The 18,301-nt window shown below is 31.0% G+C and carries 21 protein-coding genes; all 21 read left to right on the top strand.

Annotation, left to right across the window (positions count from 1 at the left end; genetic code table 11):
• Positions 1-18: 18 nt before the first annotated feature.
• The 21 genes from BT107_RS06350 to BT107_RS06250 all read left to right on the top strand — a co-directional run bounded on the left by BT107_RS06350 (position 19) and on the right by BT107_RS06250 (position 18,088).
• On the top strand, positions 19-501 hold the full coding sequence (locus BT107_RS06350) for a cupin domain-containing protein (RefSeq protein WP_084639165.1): 483 nt from the start codon (positions 19-21) through the stop codon (positions 499-501).
• 31 nt (positions 502-532) lie between these two features.
• Entirely contained in the window at positions 533-1,630 is a 1,098-nt protein-coding gene (locus BT107_RS06345; RefSeq protein ID WP_084639163.1) for an L-dopachrome tautomerase-related protein, read from the top strand.
• A gap of 132 nt (positions 1,631-1,762) precedes the next feature.
• Positions 1,763-2,701, top strand: a complete 939-nt coding sequence (locus tag BT107_RS06340; RefSeq protein WP_072302962.1) for a cyclase family protein — start codon at positions 1,763-1,765, stop codon at positions 2,699-2,701.
• A gap of 25 nt (positions 2,702-2,726) precedes the next feature.
• Positions 2,727-3,935, top strand: a complete 1,209-nt coding sequence (locus tag BT107_RS06335; RefSeq protein ID WP_072303769.1) for an MFS transporter — start codon at positions 2,727-2,729, stop codon at positions 3,933-3,935.
• A 3-nt stretch (positions 3,936-3,938) separates the two neighbouring features.
• Entirely contained in the window at positions 3,939-4,877 is a 939-nt protein-coding gene (locus BT107_RS06330) for an aldo/keto reductase (protein ID WP_072302961.1), read from the top strand.
• Between the two features lie 58 nt (positions 4,878-4,935).
• Complete coding sequence (locus BT107_RS06325; protein WP_072302960.1) at positions 4,936-5,904, top strand: TIGR03571 family LLM class oxidoreductase; 969 nt, start codon at positions 4,936-4,938, stop codon at positions 5,902-5,904.
• A gap of 209 nt (positions 5,905-6,113) precedes the next feature.
• Positions 6,114-6,869, top strand: a complete 756-nt coding sequence (locus tag BT107_RS06320; RefSeq protein WP_139254290.1) for a hypothetical protein — start codon at positions 6,114-6,116, stop codon at positions 6,867-6,869.
• Positions 6,870-6,949: 80 nt separating this feature from the next.
• On the top strand, positions 6,950-7,591 hold the full coding sequence (locus tag BT107_RS06315; RefSeq protein WP_072302958.1) for a hypothetical protein: 642 nt from the start codon (positions 6,950-6,952) through the stop codon (positions 7,589-7,591).
• Between the two features lie 317 nt (positions 7,592-7,908).
• Positions 7,909-8,949, top strand: coding sequence for a hypothetical protein (locus BT107_RS06310; protein WP_139254289.1), 1,041 nt, complete (start codon positions 7,909-7,911; stop codon positions 8,947-8,949).
• A 104-nt stretch (positions 8,950-9,053) separates the two neighbouring features.
• Positions 9,054-9,443: a hypothetical protein gene (locus BT107_RS06305; protein ID WP_072302956.1), complete on the top strand. Its 390-nt coding sequence runs from the start codon at positions 9,054-9,056 to the stop codon at positions 9,441-9,443.
• 209 nt (positions 9,444-9,652) lie between these two features.
• Positions 9,653-10,120: a lipocalin-like domain-containing protein gene (locus BT107_RS06300; protein WP_072302955.1), complete on the top strand. Its 468-nt coding sequence runs from the start codon at positions 9,653-9,655 to the stop codon at positions 10,118-10,120.
• 7 nt (positions 10,121-10,127) lie between these two features.
• Positions 10,128-10,379 (top strand): hypothetical protein, encoded by a 252-nt coding sequence (locus BT107_RS06295; protein ID WP_072302954.1) that lies wholly within the window; start codon positions 10,128-10,130, stop codon positions 10,377-10,379.
• Complete coding sequence (locus tag BT107_RS06290; protein WP_139254288.1) at positions 10,360-10,887, top strand: hypothetical protein; 528 nt, start codon at positions 10,360-10,362, stop codon at positions 10,885-10,887. Before BT107_RS06295 ends, BT107_RS06290 begins: the two co-directional genes overlap by 20 nt.
• Before the next feature lie 99 nt (positions 10,888-10,986).
• Entirely contained in the window at positions 10,987-11,727 is a 741-nt protein-coding gene (locus BT107_RS06285; protein ID WP_072302952.1) for a DUF2185 domain-containing protein, read from the top strand.
• A gap of 180 nt (positions 11,728-11,907) precedes the next feature.
• The gene (locus BT107_RS06280) at positions 11,908-12,342 is read left to right on the top strand and encodes a hypothetical protein (protein ID WP_072302951.1); all 435 of its coding nucleotides are present in this window, start codon (positions 11,908-11,910) and stop codon (positions 12,340-12,342) included.
• Positions 12,343-12,384: 42 nt separating this feature from the next.
• Positions 12,385-12,630, top strand: coding sequence for a hypothetical protein (locus tag BT107_RS06275; protein WP_072302950.1), 246 nt, complete (start codon positions 12,385-12,387; stop codon positions 12,628-12,630).
• A 53-nt stretch (positions 12,631-12,683) separates the two neighbouring features.
• On the top strand, positions 12,684-13,040 hold the full coding sequence (locus BT107_RS06270) for a hypothetical protein (RefSeq protein ID WP_072302949.1): 357 nt from the start codon (positions 12,684-12,686) through the stop codon (positions 13,038-13,040).
• Positions 13,041-13,181: 141 nt separating this feature from the next.
• A complete protein-coding gene (locus BT107_RS06265; RefSeq protein ID WP_072302948.1) occupies positions 13,182-13,883 on the top strand; it encodes a hypothetical protein in 702 nt (233 codons plus the stop codon).
• 48 nt (positions 13,884-13,931) lie between these two features.
• On the top strand, positions 13,932-14,939 hold the full coding sequence (locus BT107_RS06260) for a hypothetical protein (protein ID WP_072302947.1): 1,008 nt from the start codon (positions 13,932-13,934) through the stop codon (positions 14,937-14,939).
• A 159-nt stretch (positions 14,940-15,098) separates the two neighbouring features.
• Positions 15,099-15,551, top strand: a complete 453-nt coding sequence (locus BT107_RS06255; protein WP_072302946.1) for a hypothetical protein — start codon at positions 15,099-15,101, stop codon at positions 15,549-15,551.
• Between the two features lie 11 nt (positions 15,552-15,562).
• A complete protein-coding gene (locus BT107_RS06250; protein WP_072302945.1) occupies positions 15,563-18,088 on the top strand; it encodes a YARHG domain-containing protein in 2,526 nt (841 codons plus the stop codon).
• Positions 18,089-18,301: the final 213 nt, after the last annotated feature.

Here is an 18,301-nt window from a genome sequence, read left to right as displayed (position 1 = left end):
AATTAAATACAATGTACTATGAAAACTACAAGAACACTTTTTCTTTTATTTACAGTAATTGCCATAGGTTTTAACACCTATGCGCAAGAAGACAAAAGACCGTTAATGGGTAACTCCTACGGTATTATCAATATTGATGAATACGTTACGCTACTTCCTAAAAGTCACAACGGTATCATCAAAGACATCAGATTAATAGACCGTGAACACGCAGGCGTTAGAATCTTTCGGTTATATGATGAAGTGCCTATGCACTACCACGCAAAATCTGATGCCTACCTCTACATTTTAAATGGCAAAGCAGAATTTTATGTAGCCGATAAAGGTCCTGTTGTTGCAGGAAAAGGCGACTTATTGTTTTGGGGAAAAGGCACAGCACACGGTAACGGAAAAATTTTAGAAGGTCCGTTAGACGTTCTCGTTTTTGATGCCATAGCCAGAGACCCAAGCGATGTTATCTGGGTAGACCCATCAACGCAAAAGAAATTTTTAGGCAACTAATTAAATCAATTCAATTTTAAAAACAATAACGATGAAAACAGTAACAATTATAAAAACAGTCTTGTTTGCATTTGTAATGAACTTTACACTATTTGCACAAGCACAATTAGAAACTATAGCAACATTTCCAGAATCTAGACCAGGGAATATAACGGTGTCTAACGACGGAAGGATTTTTGTAACAATGAGTGCTTTAAGCGCATCAAAATATATGGTGAAAGAAATTTTGCCTAATGGAGAAGCCGTTCCGTTTGGAGATAAAGAATGGATTGTAAAACCAGAAAACGGAAGTTTAAAAGGAATCAATTCAACCATCGGAATTCAAGCAGATGCTAACGGAATCCTTTGGGTATTAGATATGGGTAACATAAAACAAAATCAGGCACCAAAATTGGTTGGATTTGATTTGGTTACCGGTAACGTCACAAAGGTTTTTCCTATTCCAAATACGGTATTATCAACAAAACCTTTTTTACAGGATTTTGTGATTGATGTTAAAAACAAGACTGCTGTAATAGCAGATATGACCGATGCTTTAAATCCGCCAATTGCGCCAGCTTTTGTCGTGATTAACTTAGAAACGGGTTATATAAGACGTGTTTTGGAAGGAAACCCTTCATTTTTGTCGGCTGATGAACCAGTGAAAATTCACGGCAGATTAGTATCCCACAAAAGAAAAGATGGTACTACCATTCAGCCAAGATATCCGTTAAACCCAATTTCTATAGATGACGAAAACAAGTACATCTACTATGGTGCGATGGGAAATACCAAGATTTACCGTATACCGTCTGCTTTATTAGCTGATGAAAGTAAGCAAGATAGCTACCTCAATAAGTACATCGAGTTTTATGCCAACAAACCAAAATCTGACGGATTTAAAGTGGGTGCAAACGGAAAAGTGTATGTAACCGATGTTGAAAATTCAGCCATTGTAGAAAGTACGCCAGCTGGAATGAAAACCATTGCACAGTCTAAAAAAGACCTGTCTTGGCCCGATGGTGTTGCCATACAAGGAAACTACTTGTACATCGTAGCAAATCAGCTTCATAATCTGCCTTTGTTAAATGAAGGAAAAGATGCTAGTAAACCACCTTACTTGTTGCTAAAAATGAAGCTTCGTGATTAATTAAATTAAAAGTAAAGTGATGTATGAGCAGTATTAAATGTGACATACATCACTTTAAAATGGTGATGTACATCCTCGCACACCCCTTGCTTTAATCGGAAATTTGTATCAGAAATTTAAAAACATATAAAAATGAAAACAATAGTAAATACATTAAAAACAATGGCGTTAGCAGCTACACTTTTTACTGCTTTAACTACAAACGCACAACAAGTACCAACGTCACCTTATGGTGCAGATGATGAAATTGGTGCGCTTAATCTTTTAAATGAAGAAACGGTTTTAGATGCGGTAAAATTGGTTAAAAAAGGAAAAGTATACCGCTTAGGAATGGTGGTTAATGCAGAAACCGCAGCTTTCCGTCACAGATATTTTCATATTGAAACGTTACAACCAGAAACTGCTGCTGCAGGTTCTAATAAATTCACCTACGTAGATGATCAATTAATTGGTTGGACAGGAGTTGGGTCTCAAATAAACGGATTGGCACATTATGGTAGAGACAATGTGCATTATAACGGTCATAAAGTAGAAGATTTTTTAACCGTATCTGGTGTGAAAAAATTAGGTCTAGAAAAATTACCTCCAATTGTAACTAGAGGTGTTGTTTTGGATATGCGCTCTTATTACAATCAAGATATTGTAAAAGAAGGCACTGTTTTTACAGTTGAAGACATTGAAAAAGTATCTAAAAAACAAGGCATTGAAATTCGTAAAGGAGATGTGGTTCTGTTTTACACAGGATGGACCAAATTAATGGGTAAAGATGACAAGCGTTACCTAGCAGGAGGACCTGGAATTGGTACTGAAGCTGCACATTATTTAGGTAAAAAAGGAATTGTTGCAGCAGGTGCAGACAACTGGTCTTTTGAAGCTGTACCACACGAAAATAGCGCACTGTCTTTCCCTGTAAATCAAATGATGGCAACTGAATACGGTGTACAAGTATTGGAAAATATTCTTGTAGATGAGTTGGTTGAGGATAAAGCCTGGGAATTCCTTTTTGTATTAGGTCACCCTTTATATGAAGGCTCTACGCAAGTACAAATAAACCCCGTTGCCATTAAATAACAATAACAAAAAACAATTAGAAATTATGGAAACATCAACAATACATAGAGATACTACGGTAGCCCAAAAGAAGAGTCTACCAGCAGCATTATGGGCATTAACCATAAGTGCATTTGCTATAGGAACAACGGAATTTGTAATTGTAGGTTTATTATCTACCGTTGCAAATGACCTAGGCACCTCATTAACATCAGCAGGATTATTAGTAAGTCTGTACGCCATTGGTGTTGCCATTGGAGCACCTATTTTAACAGCCTTAACTGGTAAAATTCCAAGAAAACAATTACTAATGGGTATTATGTTACTATTTATAATTGGTAACGGTTTAGCAGCTATCTCACCAAGTTTTGAATTGTTGCTATTATCTAGAGTTGTAACAGGTTTTGCACACGGTGTATTCTTTTCTATTGGGTCTACCATTGCAGCTAGTTTGGTGCCAAAAGATAAAAGAGCAACTGCCATTTCTATAATGTTTGCAGGTCTAACGGTAGCCATTGTAACTGGTGTGCCTTTAGGAACATACATTGGTCAGAATTTTGGATGGAGAGCCACTTTTATCGGTGTTGCTTTATTAGGATTAGTAGGTGCAGTAGCTAGTTTAGCTTTGGTTCCTAAAAACATCAAACAATCGGCTCCATTACGTCTTATAGACCAATTAAAGGTGATCAAGAATCCATCTATTTTATTGGTATTAGCCATTACTGCATTTGGTTATGGTGGTACGTTTGTCACTTTTACCTATTTAACACCGCTATTGGAAGAAGTAACCGGTTTCTCTTCAAATATGACCAGTGTATTCCTTTTAATTTATGGTATTGCCATCGCCATTGGTAATATTATTGGTGGTAAAGTATCTAATAACAAACCAGGTAAAGCCTTATTGGTAATGTTTGCTTTACAAGCCATTGTATTGTTTGTGTTATACTTCACCGCTTCTAGTCAGATTTTTGCCATAATAACCTTGTTTTTTATGGGAATATTAGCCTTTTCAAACGTACCCGCATTGCAATTATACGTGGTGAAAATGGCTGAAAAATACTTGCCAGGAACCGAAGATGTAGCATCAGCCTTGAACATTGCAGCTTTTAACGTTGGTATTGCTATTGGTGCTTATGTAGGCGGAATGGTTGTAGAATCGAGTTTAGGTATTGAAGCGACTCCTTGGGTAGGTGGTATTCTAGTGATTGTGGGATTCTTGTTAACCTTAGTTTTATTCAAAAAAGAAAAAATATAAATAATGACTACATTAAAATTTAGAAACAACGACGAAATGCCAATTTTAGGTTTAGGAACGTTCCGTTCTGAACCAAATGAAGTGTACAATGCTGTACTTTCGGCTATTAAAATAGGATACAGACATATAGATTGTGCTGCGGCTTACGGAAACGAAAAAGAAGTAGGTAATGCCATTGCTGAAGCAATTAAACAAGGTTTGGTTACGCGTAACGATTTATGGGTGACTTCCAAATTATGGAATGCTTCTCACGGTAAAGAGAATGTGATTCCTGCGTTGAAACAAACTTTAGAAGATTTACAACTAGAGTACCTAGACCTGTATCTTATCCACTGGCCTGTAGCTCTTAAAAAAGGAACGGAAATGCCAGAAAAAGCATCAGATTTTATTCCATTATCAGAAGTGCCTTTAACCAATACTTGGAAAGGGATGGAAGCTGCTTTAGAGCAAGGACTTGCAAAACATATTGGCGTGAGCAATTGCAATGAAAATCAGTTGAAAGAAATACTAGCGACTGCAGTGCATCAACCAGAGATGAATCAGGTAGAAATGCATCCGTTTTTACAGCAAGAAGCATTACAATCATTCTGCGTAAAAAACGATATGCTGCTAACGGCATACGCACCTTTAGGTTCGCTTGTAGATGAAAATAGCACGCTACGTTTGTTGGAAAATGATACGATAAAAAACATTGCCAAAGCAAGACGTATGTCGCCTGCACAAGTCGCATTGGCGTATACCATACAACGAGGCATTGCAGTAATTCCTAAATCTATTAATGAAGCACGATTACTTCAGAACCTAGAGACGTTAAACCATACACTTACAGGAGAAGATATGGCGTTGTTGAAGGATTTAGACAAAGCACATCGCTTTATTGACGGCAAATTTTGGGAAGTCGAAAACGGACCCTACACTGCAGATAGTATCTGGAATGCTTAATCATATTATTCATCAGGTGTCTTAGCGGATACCTGATGAATTTAATAAAAAACACACTATGAATCCATTTGATAAACTATATAGACCAGGTAAAATGACATTGGGTATAGAGTTTCCTTTAGATAACGATTGGTCTTCAGAAGGTAACCGTAAACGTTTGGAAGACAACAGACCTTTTGGAGTTCCAGACATTTCAAACCATTTAGCATTGGCACAACAAATTGACGAAGCAGGATTCGCAGCCTTATGGATGCGAGATGTTCCTGTGTACGATCCTAATTTTGGTGATGGTGCACAATTGTTTGACACCTTACCGTACTTGGGGTATTTATCTGCAGCTACCAAAAACATTTTGTTGGGTACAGCTGCCATAGTATTGCCATTACAACAACCTATAAAATTAGCGAAAGCCGCTGCTACCATAGAAAATTTAAGTGATGGCAGACTTTTGTTAGGCTTGGGTTTGGGCGACAGACCTGTGGAGTTCCCAATGTATAATATCGACTATAAAAAAAGACCTGAAATCTTTAGACAAAATCTTGATATTATTAAAGAAGCTTGGAAAACAAATAGCAATTTAAAATCTAAATATGATTTTTTAACCAGTGGAATAGAAGTGTACCCTAAGCCGAAAGATGAGATTCCACTTGTAGTTGCTGGTCATTCCGGACAAAGTATTAATTGGATTGCCAAAAACGCGCAAGCTTGGTTTAATTATCCAAGACCTGTTGCCGAAACTTTGGAGAACAGAAAATACTGGTGTAATGCGTTGTATGATGAAGACCAAGCAGCAAAACCTTATATTTCGGCGATTCATTTAAACCTATCAAAAGACGACAATGCTACTTTTAAACCACAGCGTTTTGGTGGTACAGTAGGCATCAACCATCTTACCGCCTATTTAAAGTCCTATGAAAATGTGGGCGTCAATCATATGGCTATCAACCTTAGAAAATCTGAAACTCCGGTTAGTGAGGCTATTGCTAAAATTGAGGAGGTTGTATTACCGGAGTTTGATACTATCTAGTTCTTTACTATACAATAAATTATATATAAGATTAAATAATAATTCCTAAATTAAAAAACGTGTGGCAATAATGTATATATTTTATTGCTAGGTTCTTGCCTGCTTACGAAAGTCCTCTCGGACTTTCTATTCGGTTTTTATTTACTAACTTAGTAACTTGATCACGCAACAAACCATATACTAGCCGTTACCATTAATTTGAACCAAGAATGAGACAAACCATAACAATTCTTTTATTTTTCATTATTTCTTTTAGCTTTTCACAGAATGAATTGAGAACACAAATAGAAAAAATAGAAAAGAATATTAAATTAAATAGTATGTCTGATTTTCAGAAACTTGAAACAGATTTGGATAACGATAATGATTTAGACTATATATATCTGTATCAATGTGCTGAACCGAAATGCATAGAAGTTTATTTAAATGTTAATCAAAAATTAGAAAAAGTAATATCAGAGTTCTGCTATAATTACTATTTATATAATGAGAAAAACAAGAATTTAGTAATAAAACAAAATCATTGCTGTGGAGAAAGCCCTTTTACTTCTAATAGAGTTTTTAATTTTAATTTGGATAAAACAATTATTAAAGAGAATTATGTAATTTTTAATGATAGTTACGAGCTTTTAGAACCTAATTCTTATTTATCATCTACTTATAAAGTAAAAGTTCTTAATAACAATTATAACATTAGATTTTCACCAAATATTAGAAAATATAATGAAGATGAATCTATGTTTACGTGCGAAACAAATACTAATATTATAGGAAAATTAAAAAAAGACTGTTATACAAAGGTTTTAGCAGAAGTGATTAAAGAAGAACGGATTTGGCTGTTTGTTGAAATTGACAGCAATAGTTTAAACAATACTCAATGTAATAATCCAATAGACTATGACTTTAAAGATCAAAAATTAAGAGGCTGGATAAGCAATAATTTTGTAGAAAGGATAAAAAACTAATGCTAATACCATAATAGTTGATTGCTTGTTCTCGCAACTACTCATAGCCGAGACATTATATGCAAGTAAGAACAAACTAAATGGAGAAAGAAATTTTTGAGAATAGTTTTATAGATAAACTGAATAATAATTTTCCTGTATTTGCTAAATACTTTGATTTTAATCTCAAGGTTTTTTGTGAGTTTAATACGTTAATATTTGAGATTAACAAATGCCTAATTCTTGAGCTAGATAGAGCAAGCATAACATTAACTAATAATTTATTGGAACGTCTTTTAAAACTTGCACTGATTAACAATGAAACTGGGATTGGACCTTTACCATTTGAAAAGTGGAATGATGTATTTAGCGGACCAAATGAAAAATATGGCTCTATTCCATTAGGTAATTCAATTGAAAAATGTAAAAAATTAGAACTAATAACGGCTGAGGAAAAGACTTTCTTGTTTGATACGATTCGTGAATTAATGAGAAATGGATTTTCACACGCTGACTCAAGCAAAATATTATCTGATTTGCCTGACGAAACGAAAATGTTTCAAGGTAGTTTTACAAACCCTAATGAGGATTTAAAAGAAGTAAGTGTTAATCAAAAAATAACACCAACTTTTCAAGCATTACAAATGGAAAGTTTTGCCAAAGAAAATGCTAAACCTTATTTTGATTTTGTTTTCAATCTCATATTCCGAATGGAAGAGCGCTTAATCAAGAAATTTGAATAAAGCCAGCATATAACACTATATATAGCAAATAGGGCGTTCTGTAGTTTATATAAGATGAGTGCTATTAACGAACAACGCCAAATCTTTTGATTTGGCTTTAAAATGAAAAAATTAAAACAAAATATAAAAATTCAGCTATGTGTTAATCTGAAAAACTAGTATCTATTTACACGCTATGTTTTATACACCTGTGGTTACCTATAATTTTAAAAATGGACAGTTCTAATAAATACTTTTTTCTTAGTAAAATAATTTTTATAACCATAGTACTGTTTGTTAGTATTAGTGTTATAACTGAGCAAATTGCTTTAAAAAAATTGGAGAATTTTAAAAGCTTAACTAGTCCTTTAGAGCGTGTACATTCAAAAAAATATGAAATTACACCAATAAAAGGTAGCCTTCCTATTCTATACGACAGTATAAAAAATCAATTTTATTTAAAAAATGAGAAGGGTTTAACTAAATTAGATAACCAAGGAAATGTAATGTTTTTTGATGATCTATCAAATGAAAAATCATACATAAGTACTTTAGATTATAATAATTTTATTCCCTTTGTATTTACATCTAAAGGAGTTTACGACTTTTCGGGTGAAGAGCTTGTTTTTATGCCTTTTGAGAAAAAATTAAATATCAAAAATGAATTAAGTAATAGCAACTTCAAATCTATTTTTGAAAAAAATTATAATAGTGCTGACTTAGTTATTTATGGTAATGAAATAGAAGATGAAACAGCCCAGTTTAGAATCTTTTTTAGAGTTGATAATAAATGGATTTTGTTACTATCTAAAAAAGGAGATTATAATCAATTTAGATATCCTGAAACGTTTAAAAAAAATGCTAACACTACAGTACAAATTGATTACAGTAAATTTTCCTCAAAGTTTTCAAATAAAAAATTAATTGCTTTAAAAGATAATCAAAGAGGTTTATACTCAGCAAAAGAAAAAGATCGTAATTTAAATAACTATTCTACTATAGTTTTAAAGGAGTTAAAACTAGACTATAAAACAACAAATGAATTAAAAATGGTTGCTTTAAAGAATAAAAGTTATTATGGTTTACCCGATTGGATGAACCATACCTTTTTTAAGCTCGCTTACTTTGAGTTAAACTATAACAAAGAACAGCTGTTTTTTAAGGGAAATACAATTATATATAATGAATTAGCAAATGAAATAACTAATAAAGACTTTTACTTATTTGAATTGCCAAAAGATATGAGGGATAAAACGAAAGTAGCTTTTTTAGATGTCAAAAATTATACGGGAATTGCAGTAGATCCAAGAACGAATTACTTAGAGCCTCAAATTGAAAACACTGGAATATTTATAATAAAACCAATAAACAAAAACTAAAGGTAACTTTTAATGAAATTAATCGCTAGCGACTTATTAGTGTCTTAGTTTTAAGCTCACAACAAACTATACATAAACACGTTTGTATAGTATAAAAATAAAATATGAAATATACAGATTTTAAGGAGCTTAAAGAAAAACCAGTTGGACTTGCTTGTGATATTCTACAAGGTTACCCGCTAGAGTTTGGAGATTTAACCTACAGACTAGATGATTATGACTTATATGATTGGTTAGAAGAAAATGATATGGAAGATTTTGACTCTGAGCTATTAGAGCGATATCCAAATTATGAATCATTGGGGGCTTTAGATCTAGATTATGCCTTAGAGGTAAATCCAGACTTTCATTTTGATTCTTATGCAGAGTTTGTTTTGTTTGTAGATAAAACTAAAAAAGACTACCCTGTTGTTATTTTTGATGGTCAAGATATTTTTGCTACACTTTACGACACTTTTGAACTATTTTATGCTTCGTTAAATAAAATTTCCTAATTAAAATACTATTTAGGAGACAATACAATTCGCCAAATTTATTTTAGTATCCAAAAGAGAATTTGAAATACTTTGGCTTTTATTTACGTTATTATTTAATATCTATACAATTATTTAAAAACCTATTTGTACTACAAAAAGTAGTTTTATATTGTAAGAAAATAAATAAAATATAAAGCTTTAGTTAGCTTAAAACCTACAAAAAAAGAATGAAAAAATTAAACTTATTAATTGGAATACTAATATTTGGATTTACAATATTGTCTTGCTCATCTGATGATGACAATAAAACAGAAGAAACTAGTAAGCAAGAGTTGTTAGTTGGAAAATGGAAAAAAGTTAGAATTGGTGTAGTTTGCTCTTCTGGTTCAGAAACTTCTGAAGAATATTCTGCTTGTAAACAAAATGGGTCTATTACGTTTAATGCAGATGGTACGTATATAGATATTCCTTATGTTCAATACAACAACGATTGTATTATTGATGGGCAAACTAATGGTACTTGGGAGTTTGTTGATAATGAACTTTATATTAAAGAAATAGAAGCTACAAGCCCAACTAAAGTCACTTTGTTTGAAGTGTCTAAAAACACCCTAAAATTAGGAGGAGATTCAGATCCTTGTGATGGTGAAGATTCACCTTCAATAGAATATTTAGGATACATTAGAATAGAATAGAAAGTATATGAATAAAATAAAACCGATACTAATTTTAGTGTTACTATTTTCTTTGGATTGTTTCAGTCAGCAAGTTGGATCTACAGGAATAAAAGAAACTGTTTTTAAAAACGGAATTGGAATTGGAAGCGCAATTGCAATTGTGGTTTCGTGGGATAGAAACAAATCTATTCTCTACGCAATTTTACACGGAGTTCTTGGCTGGCTTTATGTTATTTATTTTGTTATTGTTAGAAATAGTGAAGAAAAAAATAAATAGGCCAAGCCTTAATAAAATAGTATGCATAGGAATTGTTATTTTATTGTCAGCTTGTTCATCACATAAAAGAATTAACAAAGAAGCATCAAAAATTAGATGTAATAAAACCATACATTTTATTTTTGATGAAGACAGTAATTTTGCTAAAATTGAATATTTTGGCAAAGAAACGATAGGAGATTCTCCTTATCCGAATTATAAAAACACTTTTAAAAATTCTATTATAGAATTAAATAAGATTACCAATGCTGAAATAGAGTTTAAGCAGAAACTTGGATTACCAACGAAATCAGTACTACAAGTGATAATGAAAATAGAAAAAATAGTTTGGGTAATTTCAAGGTCTTCAGCCGTAATGACAGCAGATTTATCTTTTTATGTAGATGGTGAAAAGATAGGTGTCATAGGAGAAAACAAAGTGCATTGGGCGGGAACAAAAAAAGGAAACCTTTATAAATGCTTAAAAAATGGAACTTTTAATTTTCTTAATGTAATTTGTTTTAAATAAGATAATTAACTATCGTTAGTGTCATACTTGTGCTTAAAACATAAACGATCTGCCAAATTATATGTAAAAGGTTGTTGTTAATTAAAAAATCAAGAATTAATGAGAGAGTTTAGTGTAGAAAATTTTCCGAGTATAGGAGCTGTAATGTGCTCTAAAATGATTGCTGATGAAAACTACAAGCCTATGTTTATATTCAGAGAGAAGCCATCAAACAACAATGACAGCGGCTGGCGGTTATTCTCTGGACTAGAAAGTGATGAATACTCTGAAAATGCTGATAATTTTGGTATTTACAATCCAAAAACTATTTTAGAAATAGATAATTCTATTTCTAGTTTACTTCTTTATAAAGGTATTGGCACGGTTTGGGAAAGAAAACCTAATACAGATTGGGAAGAGGTTTTTGACTATCCTTTGGAAGATGATTTTATGGTAGAGCATAAATTAACAGAGAATTGGACTTTACCAATCAATAATCTTTTTAATAGAATAAAAGAAGAAGACGGACTTATGTATACGACCAATGACAAGACAATACGTCTAAATATTTGGAACTATAGAGGAAAGACTAAAGAAGAAATTCTAAAGGAAAAGAAGAAGGAAATAAGCGAAAGAAATTTGGAGAATGACATTCTTAAAAAGTATGAACTTGATCAAGGTAATAGCATAAAAGTTGGTTATCATATAAAAGAGTACAACTCACAAAAGGATATATCTTATAATTTAATTTGTGGCTTTTGTATAGTAGACAATCAAGTGCTACAGACTTTTTTTTATTTTGATAATGAAAAAGACTTAGAATGGGCTTTGCACACCTGGAAAATGATAGCTTATAAATAATATATATATCAATATATTACAAAAAAGGGGTAACTGGCCTTGTAACAATATAATATGCTTGTTTGTAAAGTCTGTTACAAATATACATTGTGTACTAGCAAATATAGATTACTCTTATTTTTATAAGGTTACTATATCTATTATTGCCTTAGTTTATGTGTATTATTTATAAGAGAAAGAATGAGAGAGTCAGAGATACAAATTTTAAAAAAGTCACTTAATGTTATAATAGATTTTTATGAGCGAGTAGAAATGGTTAACTCTTCTAGCGAATTTTTAGAAATTCATAACAGAAACATTAAAATGCTTTCAGATTTAGGTTTAGAGAGGCAATCTATCTTTATAAAAAAATGCGTTGATGATTATCCTAAGTTAAGAGCTCCAGAAATTGAATTATTTATATCTAAACAGAGAAAAGAAAGAAGCTTTTTATGGTTTGTTGGCGGCCGTAGAGTAGGCTTTATTTACGATTTAATAAGAACAAGAGGCGTACTTTTATCTCAGGTAAAGAAAAAGATAACTAAAATTAAAGAGCTTAATCTTAAGATGTACAAAGTAGTAGAAAATCCTATTTTTGAAGAACTATACCTAAAAACTATGGATAGTAACGGTTAAGCTTATTCCTTGCTTAATTAGAACATAGACGTTATTTGTAATATGAGTAAAGACCTAGAGCAGTTTTATTTAAAATTAGTACATAGTAAAAACTACAATTTAGAAGCCATAGAACGTAAGTTTTTAGAGCTAAAGATAAATGCAACAAAGTATAATTTAGGTAAAGTAAAATCTGCTATTATATATTTATCTAACTCAGAAAAAGAAATAGGATCTCTAATTACTACTGCAAATATCAACGTACTTTCAATTTTAAATGCAGCAACTGTTAAAGAGGAACGTGGTTAAATAGTAGAAATAGCTATTTTAACTCACTTATAAATATTTAAGAATATAAATAAATGGGATACGATTTAAATTTCTGGAAATATAAAAAAGATGTTCATTTAGATAATCAAGATACATATATAAAGTGTTCTGAAGAAGAGCTTGTAGACGGACTAGAAGATTTACCAATTGAGGCTATTATTAAAGCTATTCAACAAAAATTTGCCAATTGGAAAATGGAAGGAAGTAATATCGATTTTGAAAATCCAGATGGTAATGGAGCTTTTGGGATATCTACTACAAAACAATTTGTTAGGTTTGATTGTTACGGTATGGAAGGTGAAGATATGAACCAAATAATTGAAGTGATGGTTGCGTATAACTGTCCGCTTTACGATCCTCAAGTACCGCAGCGTTATGACGGCGAATAGAACGGAAAACATTACGTTTTAAATTTTATTGTTTTGTACAATGGTACAAATATGTATTATACGCTTACAGATATAAATTACTACTTTCTTTAATGGGGTAGTAGCACTACTATTGCTATTGTAAAATAATAGAAAATATAGATGAAGAAAATCATAGTAATTCCGCTTTTGTTAATTTTTATAGGCTGTTCTAAGGCAATTGAAAAAAAGTATAAAAAAGCTAGTGAAACTGAAGATTTACTAGCAATAAGAAAAGAAATAAAGGTTTATGATTACAAGGTGCTTAAGTGGCAACTTTCTTTTTTAAAGTCTAATAAAGAAGATTTGTCTAGTAAAAGATACCAAGAGATGCTGGCTAACGGTAAAGAAAGGTGGAATGATACTTTGGCAAAACGAAAAAGTAATCTTGAAGAGCAGAAACAAAAGGAAGAAGAGGCTCTTAAAAAACAAAAAATAAAGCTTTTTTGTAATATTAAGTGGGGAATGTATTATTACAAACCAGATTATTTAGAAGTTAATCCAGATGTTGTAGAATCTAACCCCGAATTAGCAGAGAAAGCCTTTAAGCTAGACCCAAACAATAGTTGGATTATTTTTTATGAAGACGGAACGTGTGAAGTTAAATTTAATGATCCAGACAAAACAGCTATTCAAAATTGGTCTTATGTTGATGATGAAATTGTTTTTTCTTATGGGTGGAAAGATGAAAAACGCGGTGTTATAAAAAATAAAACTACGTTTGAAATTCTAGATTTAGAAGACGAAATTTTTAATGTAAGTGAGGTTGAAGAATCTATTAATTTAGTTTTAAAGAGTACAATTAAGATGAGAAAAATAGAATAGTTTTTACCTAAAACTAGAGCTATAATTTATAATATTAAATATACTTAAATGAAAAAACTAACTACACTGCTTGTTTTGTTTGTTGTTACTGCAGGTTTTTGTCAGGCACCAAATCTAGATTTAAACCAATTTCCTCTTTCAACACACTTAGAAGCAGAAAATAATTTTCCTGGAGGTCAAATATTAAATTCAGATTACTATACCGTTTCAGATGATTTGGGGTTGCTTTCATTTATAAGAAAAGATAATGACATTGCAGATGTAGACATAATTGCAAGGTATGTTTACTATAAAAAAGATAGTCTTATTCTAGAATTAATTAATGAGTGGGATGTAGCCAATCACAACAAAAAATTAAACAATAAAAAGGACTTAGAGTTTAGAAAAAATATGCTTAGTTTTTACTTAAGAGGAGAAAACGCAATGGTAGCTTCTATGGGTGATGGTAAGGTAGAAGGGAGTATGCCTTTAGAAATTACAGAGAGCAATGCTTATTATAAAAGTACAGTTTGGAATTTAGACAACATATTGGTAAAATTAAGTATTACAATGTCTAACAACTACAATAAAGAAAAAGGCGAGTTTCCTACGCATAAGGTTGTTGTGAGTATGAGAGCAACAAATATAATAGATAGGCCTGCCCATACAGGTAAACAGTTGATAAAAAGAGAAAGAAAAGAAATACCAAATATAGAGCACCCTATTGTAAGTGGTAAAGACCCCATTTATCCTGGTTGCGAAAACAGTGTTGACAAAGGAATTTGTTTGCGTAATAGTGTTAGAAAAAGAATACTTAAAGAGTTAGAGGTTGAAGATGTAGTAATTAAAAATGCTACTTTAAAATTGGGGTTTAGGGTAGAGATAGATGGTGGTATAACTCCTTTTGAAAGAGATATAAAATCTAATAACAAGCAACTACAGAGAATAGCGTTACAAACTATTATTGGCTTGCCTAAAATGATACCTGCTTACTCTAAAAGAATAGACCAAAATGTTACTATTGGTAGTAGTTTTTATTTGGTAATAAAAGAGGGTAAAATAGCTAACTTGGAGTAGTAGTTGGTGCTTAGTAGTAACTGTTGTAATTTTTATTTTAAGTTAAACTAAATAGCATAGAACATAAATTAGGCTTTTTAAATTTTCAATAATAAACACTCAGATCAATCAAAAATGCAATTAGATAAACTCATTTTATTATTAGTAATAACAATTACTATGGGCATTGTTAAGACTCAAGCTCAAAAAAAATGGCAGGGAGATTTGTTAACTGATAACTTACAAGATTTTGCTTCAGGAGCGTATACAGAAGTTGAAGGTAATATTATTGTTGAAGAGTATGAAGGTGCAGATTTAACTGTGTTTACAATGCTAGAAAAGTGTTCTGGTAATGTTAGTATAAGTGATAATAAAAAGTTAGAATCTTTAAAAGGGTTGGAGAATTTAAAAGAAGTAGGAGGTAGCTTCTTAATAACAAATAACCCTGAATTATATAGTTATTGCGCTCTTCAAAAAGAACTTATTTCAACAGGAATAAAAGGAGTAAAGATTAGCAAAGGTATTATTGAAAAAATGGAAACCCAAGATAATGGTTATAACCCATCTATTATGAGTTTGCAAAATAGAAAATGTTCAGCAGTAAAGTTTGAAGACTTCTGTTTTTCTTGTTAAAATCTTAGATTATGAAAAATATTATTATTTGTTTAATTACATCTTTAGTATGCGTATTTAGTTTAAAAGCTCAAGAGTCTGGTGTTTGGGAAGGAGATTTATTTCCTAAAGATTTTGATAAGTTTAAATCTGGAGCATACACTTCTTTAAATGGAGATTTACGAGTATACGACTCAAAAATTACTGACCTAGCACAGCTTAAGTCTTTAAAGTCTGTAAAAGGAAATGTATATATTGGTATTGATGATTATAAAAGTAAGTTAGAGGAAGGGAACAAGTACATTACGTCTTTAAATGGGCTAAATAACTTAAAAGAAATTTCTGGCGAATTGGAAATTAATGACAATAAATTACTAATCGATATAACAGCCTTAAAAAAGTTAAAAAAGGTTGATAAATTAAATGTTTCATATAACCCAGTACTTACAAGTTTAGAAGGGTTAAATAGCGTTTCAGGAAGTATACCAAATGGATTGGCGATTAGTAAAAATAAAAGATTGCAAGATATTTCTCAATTGTCTGGTATTACTAGCGTAGGAGAATATATAGCAATTACTTCTAATTTATCACTTCAAAGTTTAGAAGGGCTACATAATATTAAGGCTACAATAAATGGTCATTTACAAATTGTTAGTAACAATTACCTTAAAGATTTAAAAGGGTTACGTAGTTTAAGTAAGGTAGATGGCGAAGTTCAATTACGACTAAACCCCGAGTTAGAAGAGTTTAAAGGCTTAGAAAAACTTACAGAGATTAAAAATTTTCTCCACATAAAAAATAATGATAAACTAAAAAACTTAGAGGGTTTAATATCTTTAAAAAGTGTAGGAGAGGACTTTTCTATTACAGGAAATAAATCGCTAAATAGTTTAACTGGTTTAAAAAAGTTAATAACAATAAAAGGAGATTTAAGCATATCAGAAAATCCTTTACTAACTAATATTAATGGCGTTAACACAGTAAAAGATTCAATAACTAGAATTGCAATTTATAGAAATGAATCTTTAACAGAGCTTACAGGTTTAAATAATATTACAGTAGTAAAAGAAGATGTGTCGGTTTCTGTAGATGTTTTACAGAAAGGAACAGGGTTTAATAATATTAAGTATATAGGAGGAAATTTTAGCATAAACTTAAATCAAGTTAAAGAAATGAATATGTTTAACAACCTTGTGAAGGTTGGTAAAAATATGGGAATTGGCACAAAGATGACTGTGGTAGATTTAACAAACTCTTTTAAAAAGCTTACACATATAAATAATAATTTTTACATACGTAGCACAAAGACATTGGAATACTTTAGTGGTCCTAATGCGCTAGTAGATATAGAAAATATTGTTGTTACAGGAAATGAAAAGTTAATTTCTTTGCAGGGTTTTAATGGTCTTAAAACAATAAGAGGAGGTATAAAAATAGAAGACAATATTACACTTACTGGTGTAGATGGTTTTAATAGTTTAAAAACAATAAATGAAAGATTTTCTATAGAAGACAATCCTGTTCTGGTAAGTATTAGAGGATTTAAAAGTTTAGAATTTATAAACGACCTATGGGTAGATGAAAATAAGAAGTTAGCAGATTTAAGTGGTTTTAGTAACTTAAAGAGTTCAAATAAAATATACTTAAGAAAGAACTATTCATTAGAAGATTTAACAGGATTTAGTAGTTTAGAGAGAGTTAATGAAGAATTAGATCTTCACGATAATAGCGAACTAAAATCATTAAAAGGGTTAGAGAATTTAGTATATATTGAAAAATTTTTAGAAATAACAGGAAATAAAAAACTGGTTAATTATAATGCGTTAAGTGATCAGTTTATTAGATCTAAAACAGATAGAGACTTGTGGTTTTCTAATAATGGATACAGTCCCAGTAAAAATGAACTTCTTATACACAATAAACTAGATACTAAAGTAATTCCCGAGTCGTATTTAAAAACTAAGAGTAGATGGGTGCTTTCATTATTGCGCAATGAGATTTTTGCAAGAAAAGGCTTTGCTTTTATCAATGGAGATATAAAAGATTATTTTAAAGATCAAGGTTGGTATCAACCACAAGAAGGTATAGAGATTGTTTTAAACGATATAGAAGAAGAAAATGTACGCCTTATAAAAATGTATGAACAACAACGTATTGATATGGCTGTTGGTGCTATAACTAATTTAAAAAAGAAGTACCAAAACAATCTTAATTTTTCTAATGAATATAAAAAATATTATCCAATACTAAAGAAATTCATTAAGAGCATAAAAGTTAATGATGTTACAAAATCTAATAAGCTTACTTTTTCCGTGCCTGCAGATGTAGAGGGACTTTGGATGTCTGATGATACGGGAGGTATGAAAACTGAAGATACAGATGAACTAATTATTTTCTTTAATTACACAAAAAAAACGCTAACAATACGTATTAAAGATAATAAGTTGGTAGAAGATGAGTATGAACGTTGGGAGGTTAATGAGGTTGTTGATTTTGAGTTTATAATTAAAGATAATTTTTCTGTAGAGTTTGCTAACGTCACTTCTGATTATAATTAATTTAAGCAGATTTTATTATGTAGGTTAATAACGAGATTTATTTTTTTGTTCAAATAAAAATAGATATAAACCTTTATCATTAAACAATCATAATGACACTTTTCAGTCGAAATTTGGTTACATAGTATCAAATATAAACTCAACTTCTACATTTATATATTTAAGATTAGACTTTTAGGACTATTCCAATATTTTTATATAAAAATAGATCTA

Source organism: Cellulophaga fucicola (assembly GCF_900119145.1).
Classification (GTDB): domain Bacteria; phylum Bacteroidota; class Bacteroidia; order Flavobacteriales; family Flavobacteriaceae; genus Cellulophaga; species Cellulophaga fucicola.
The sequence above is the reverse complement of the archived record's forward strand: the minus strand, read 5'-3'. Positions and strand labels throughout refer to the sequence as shown.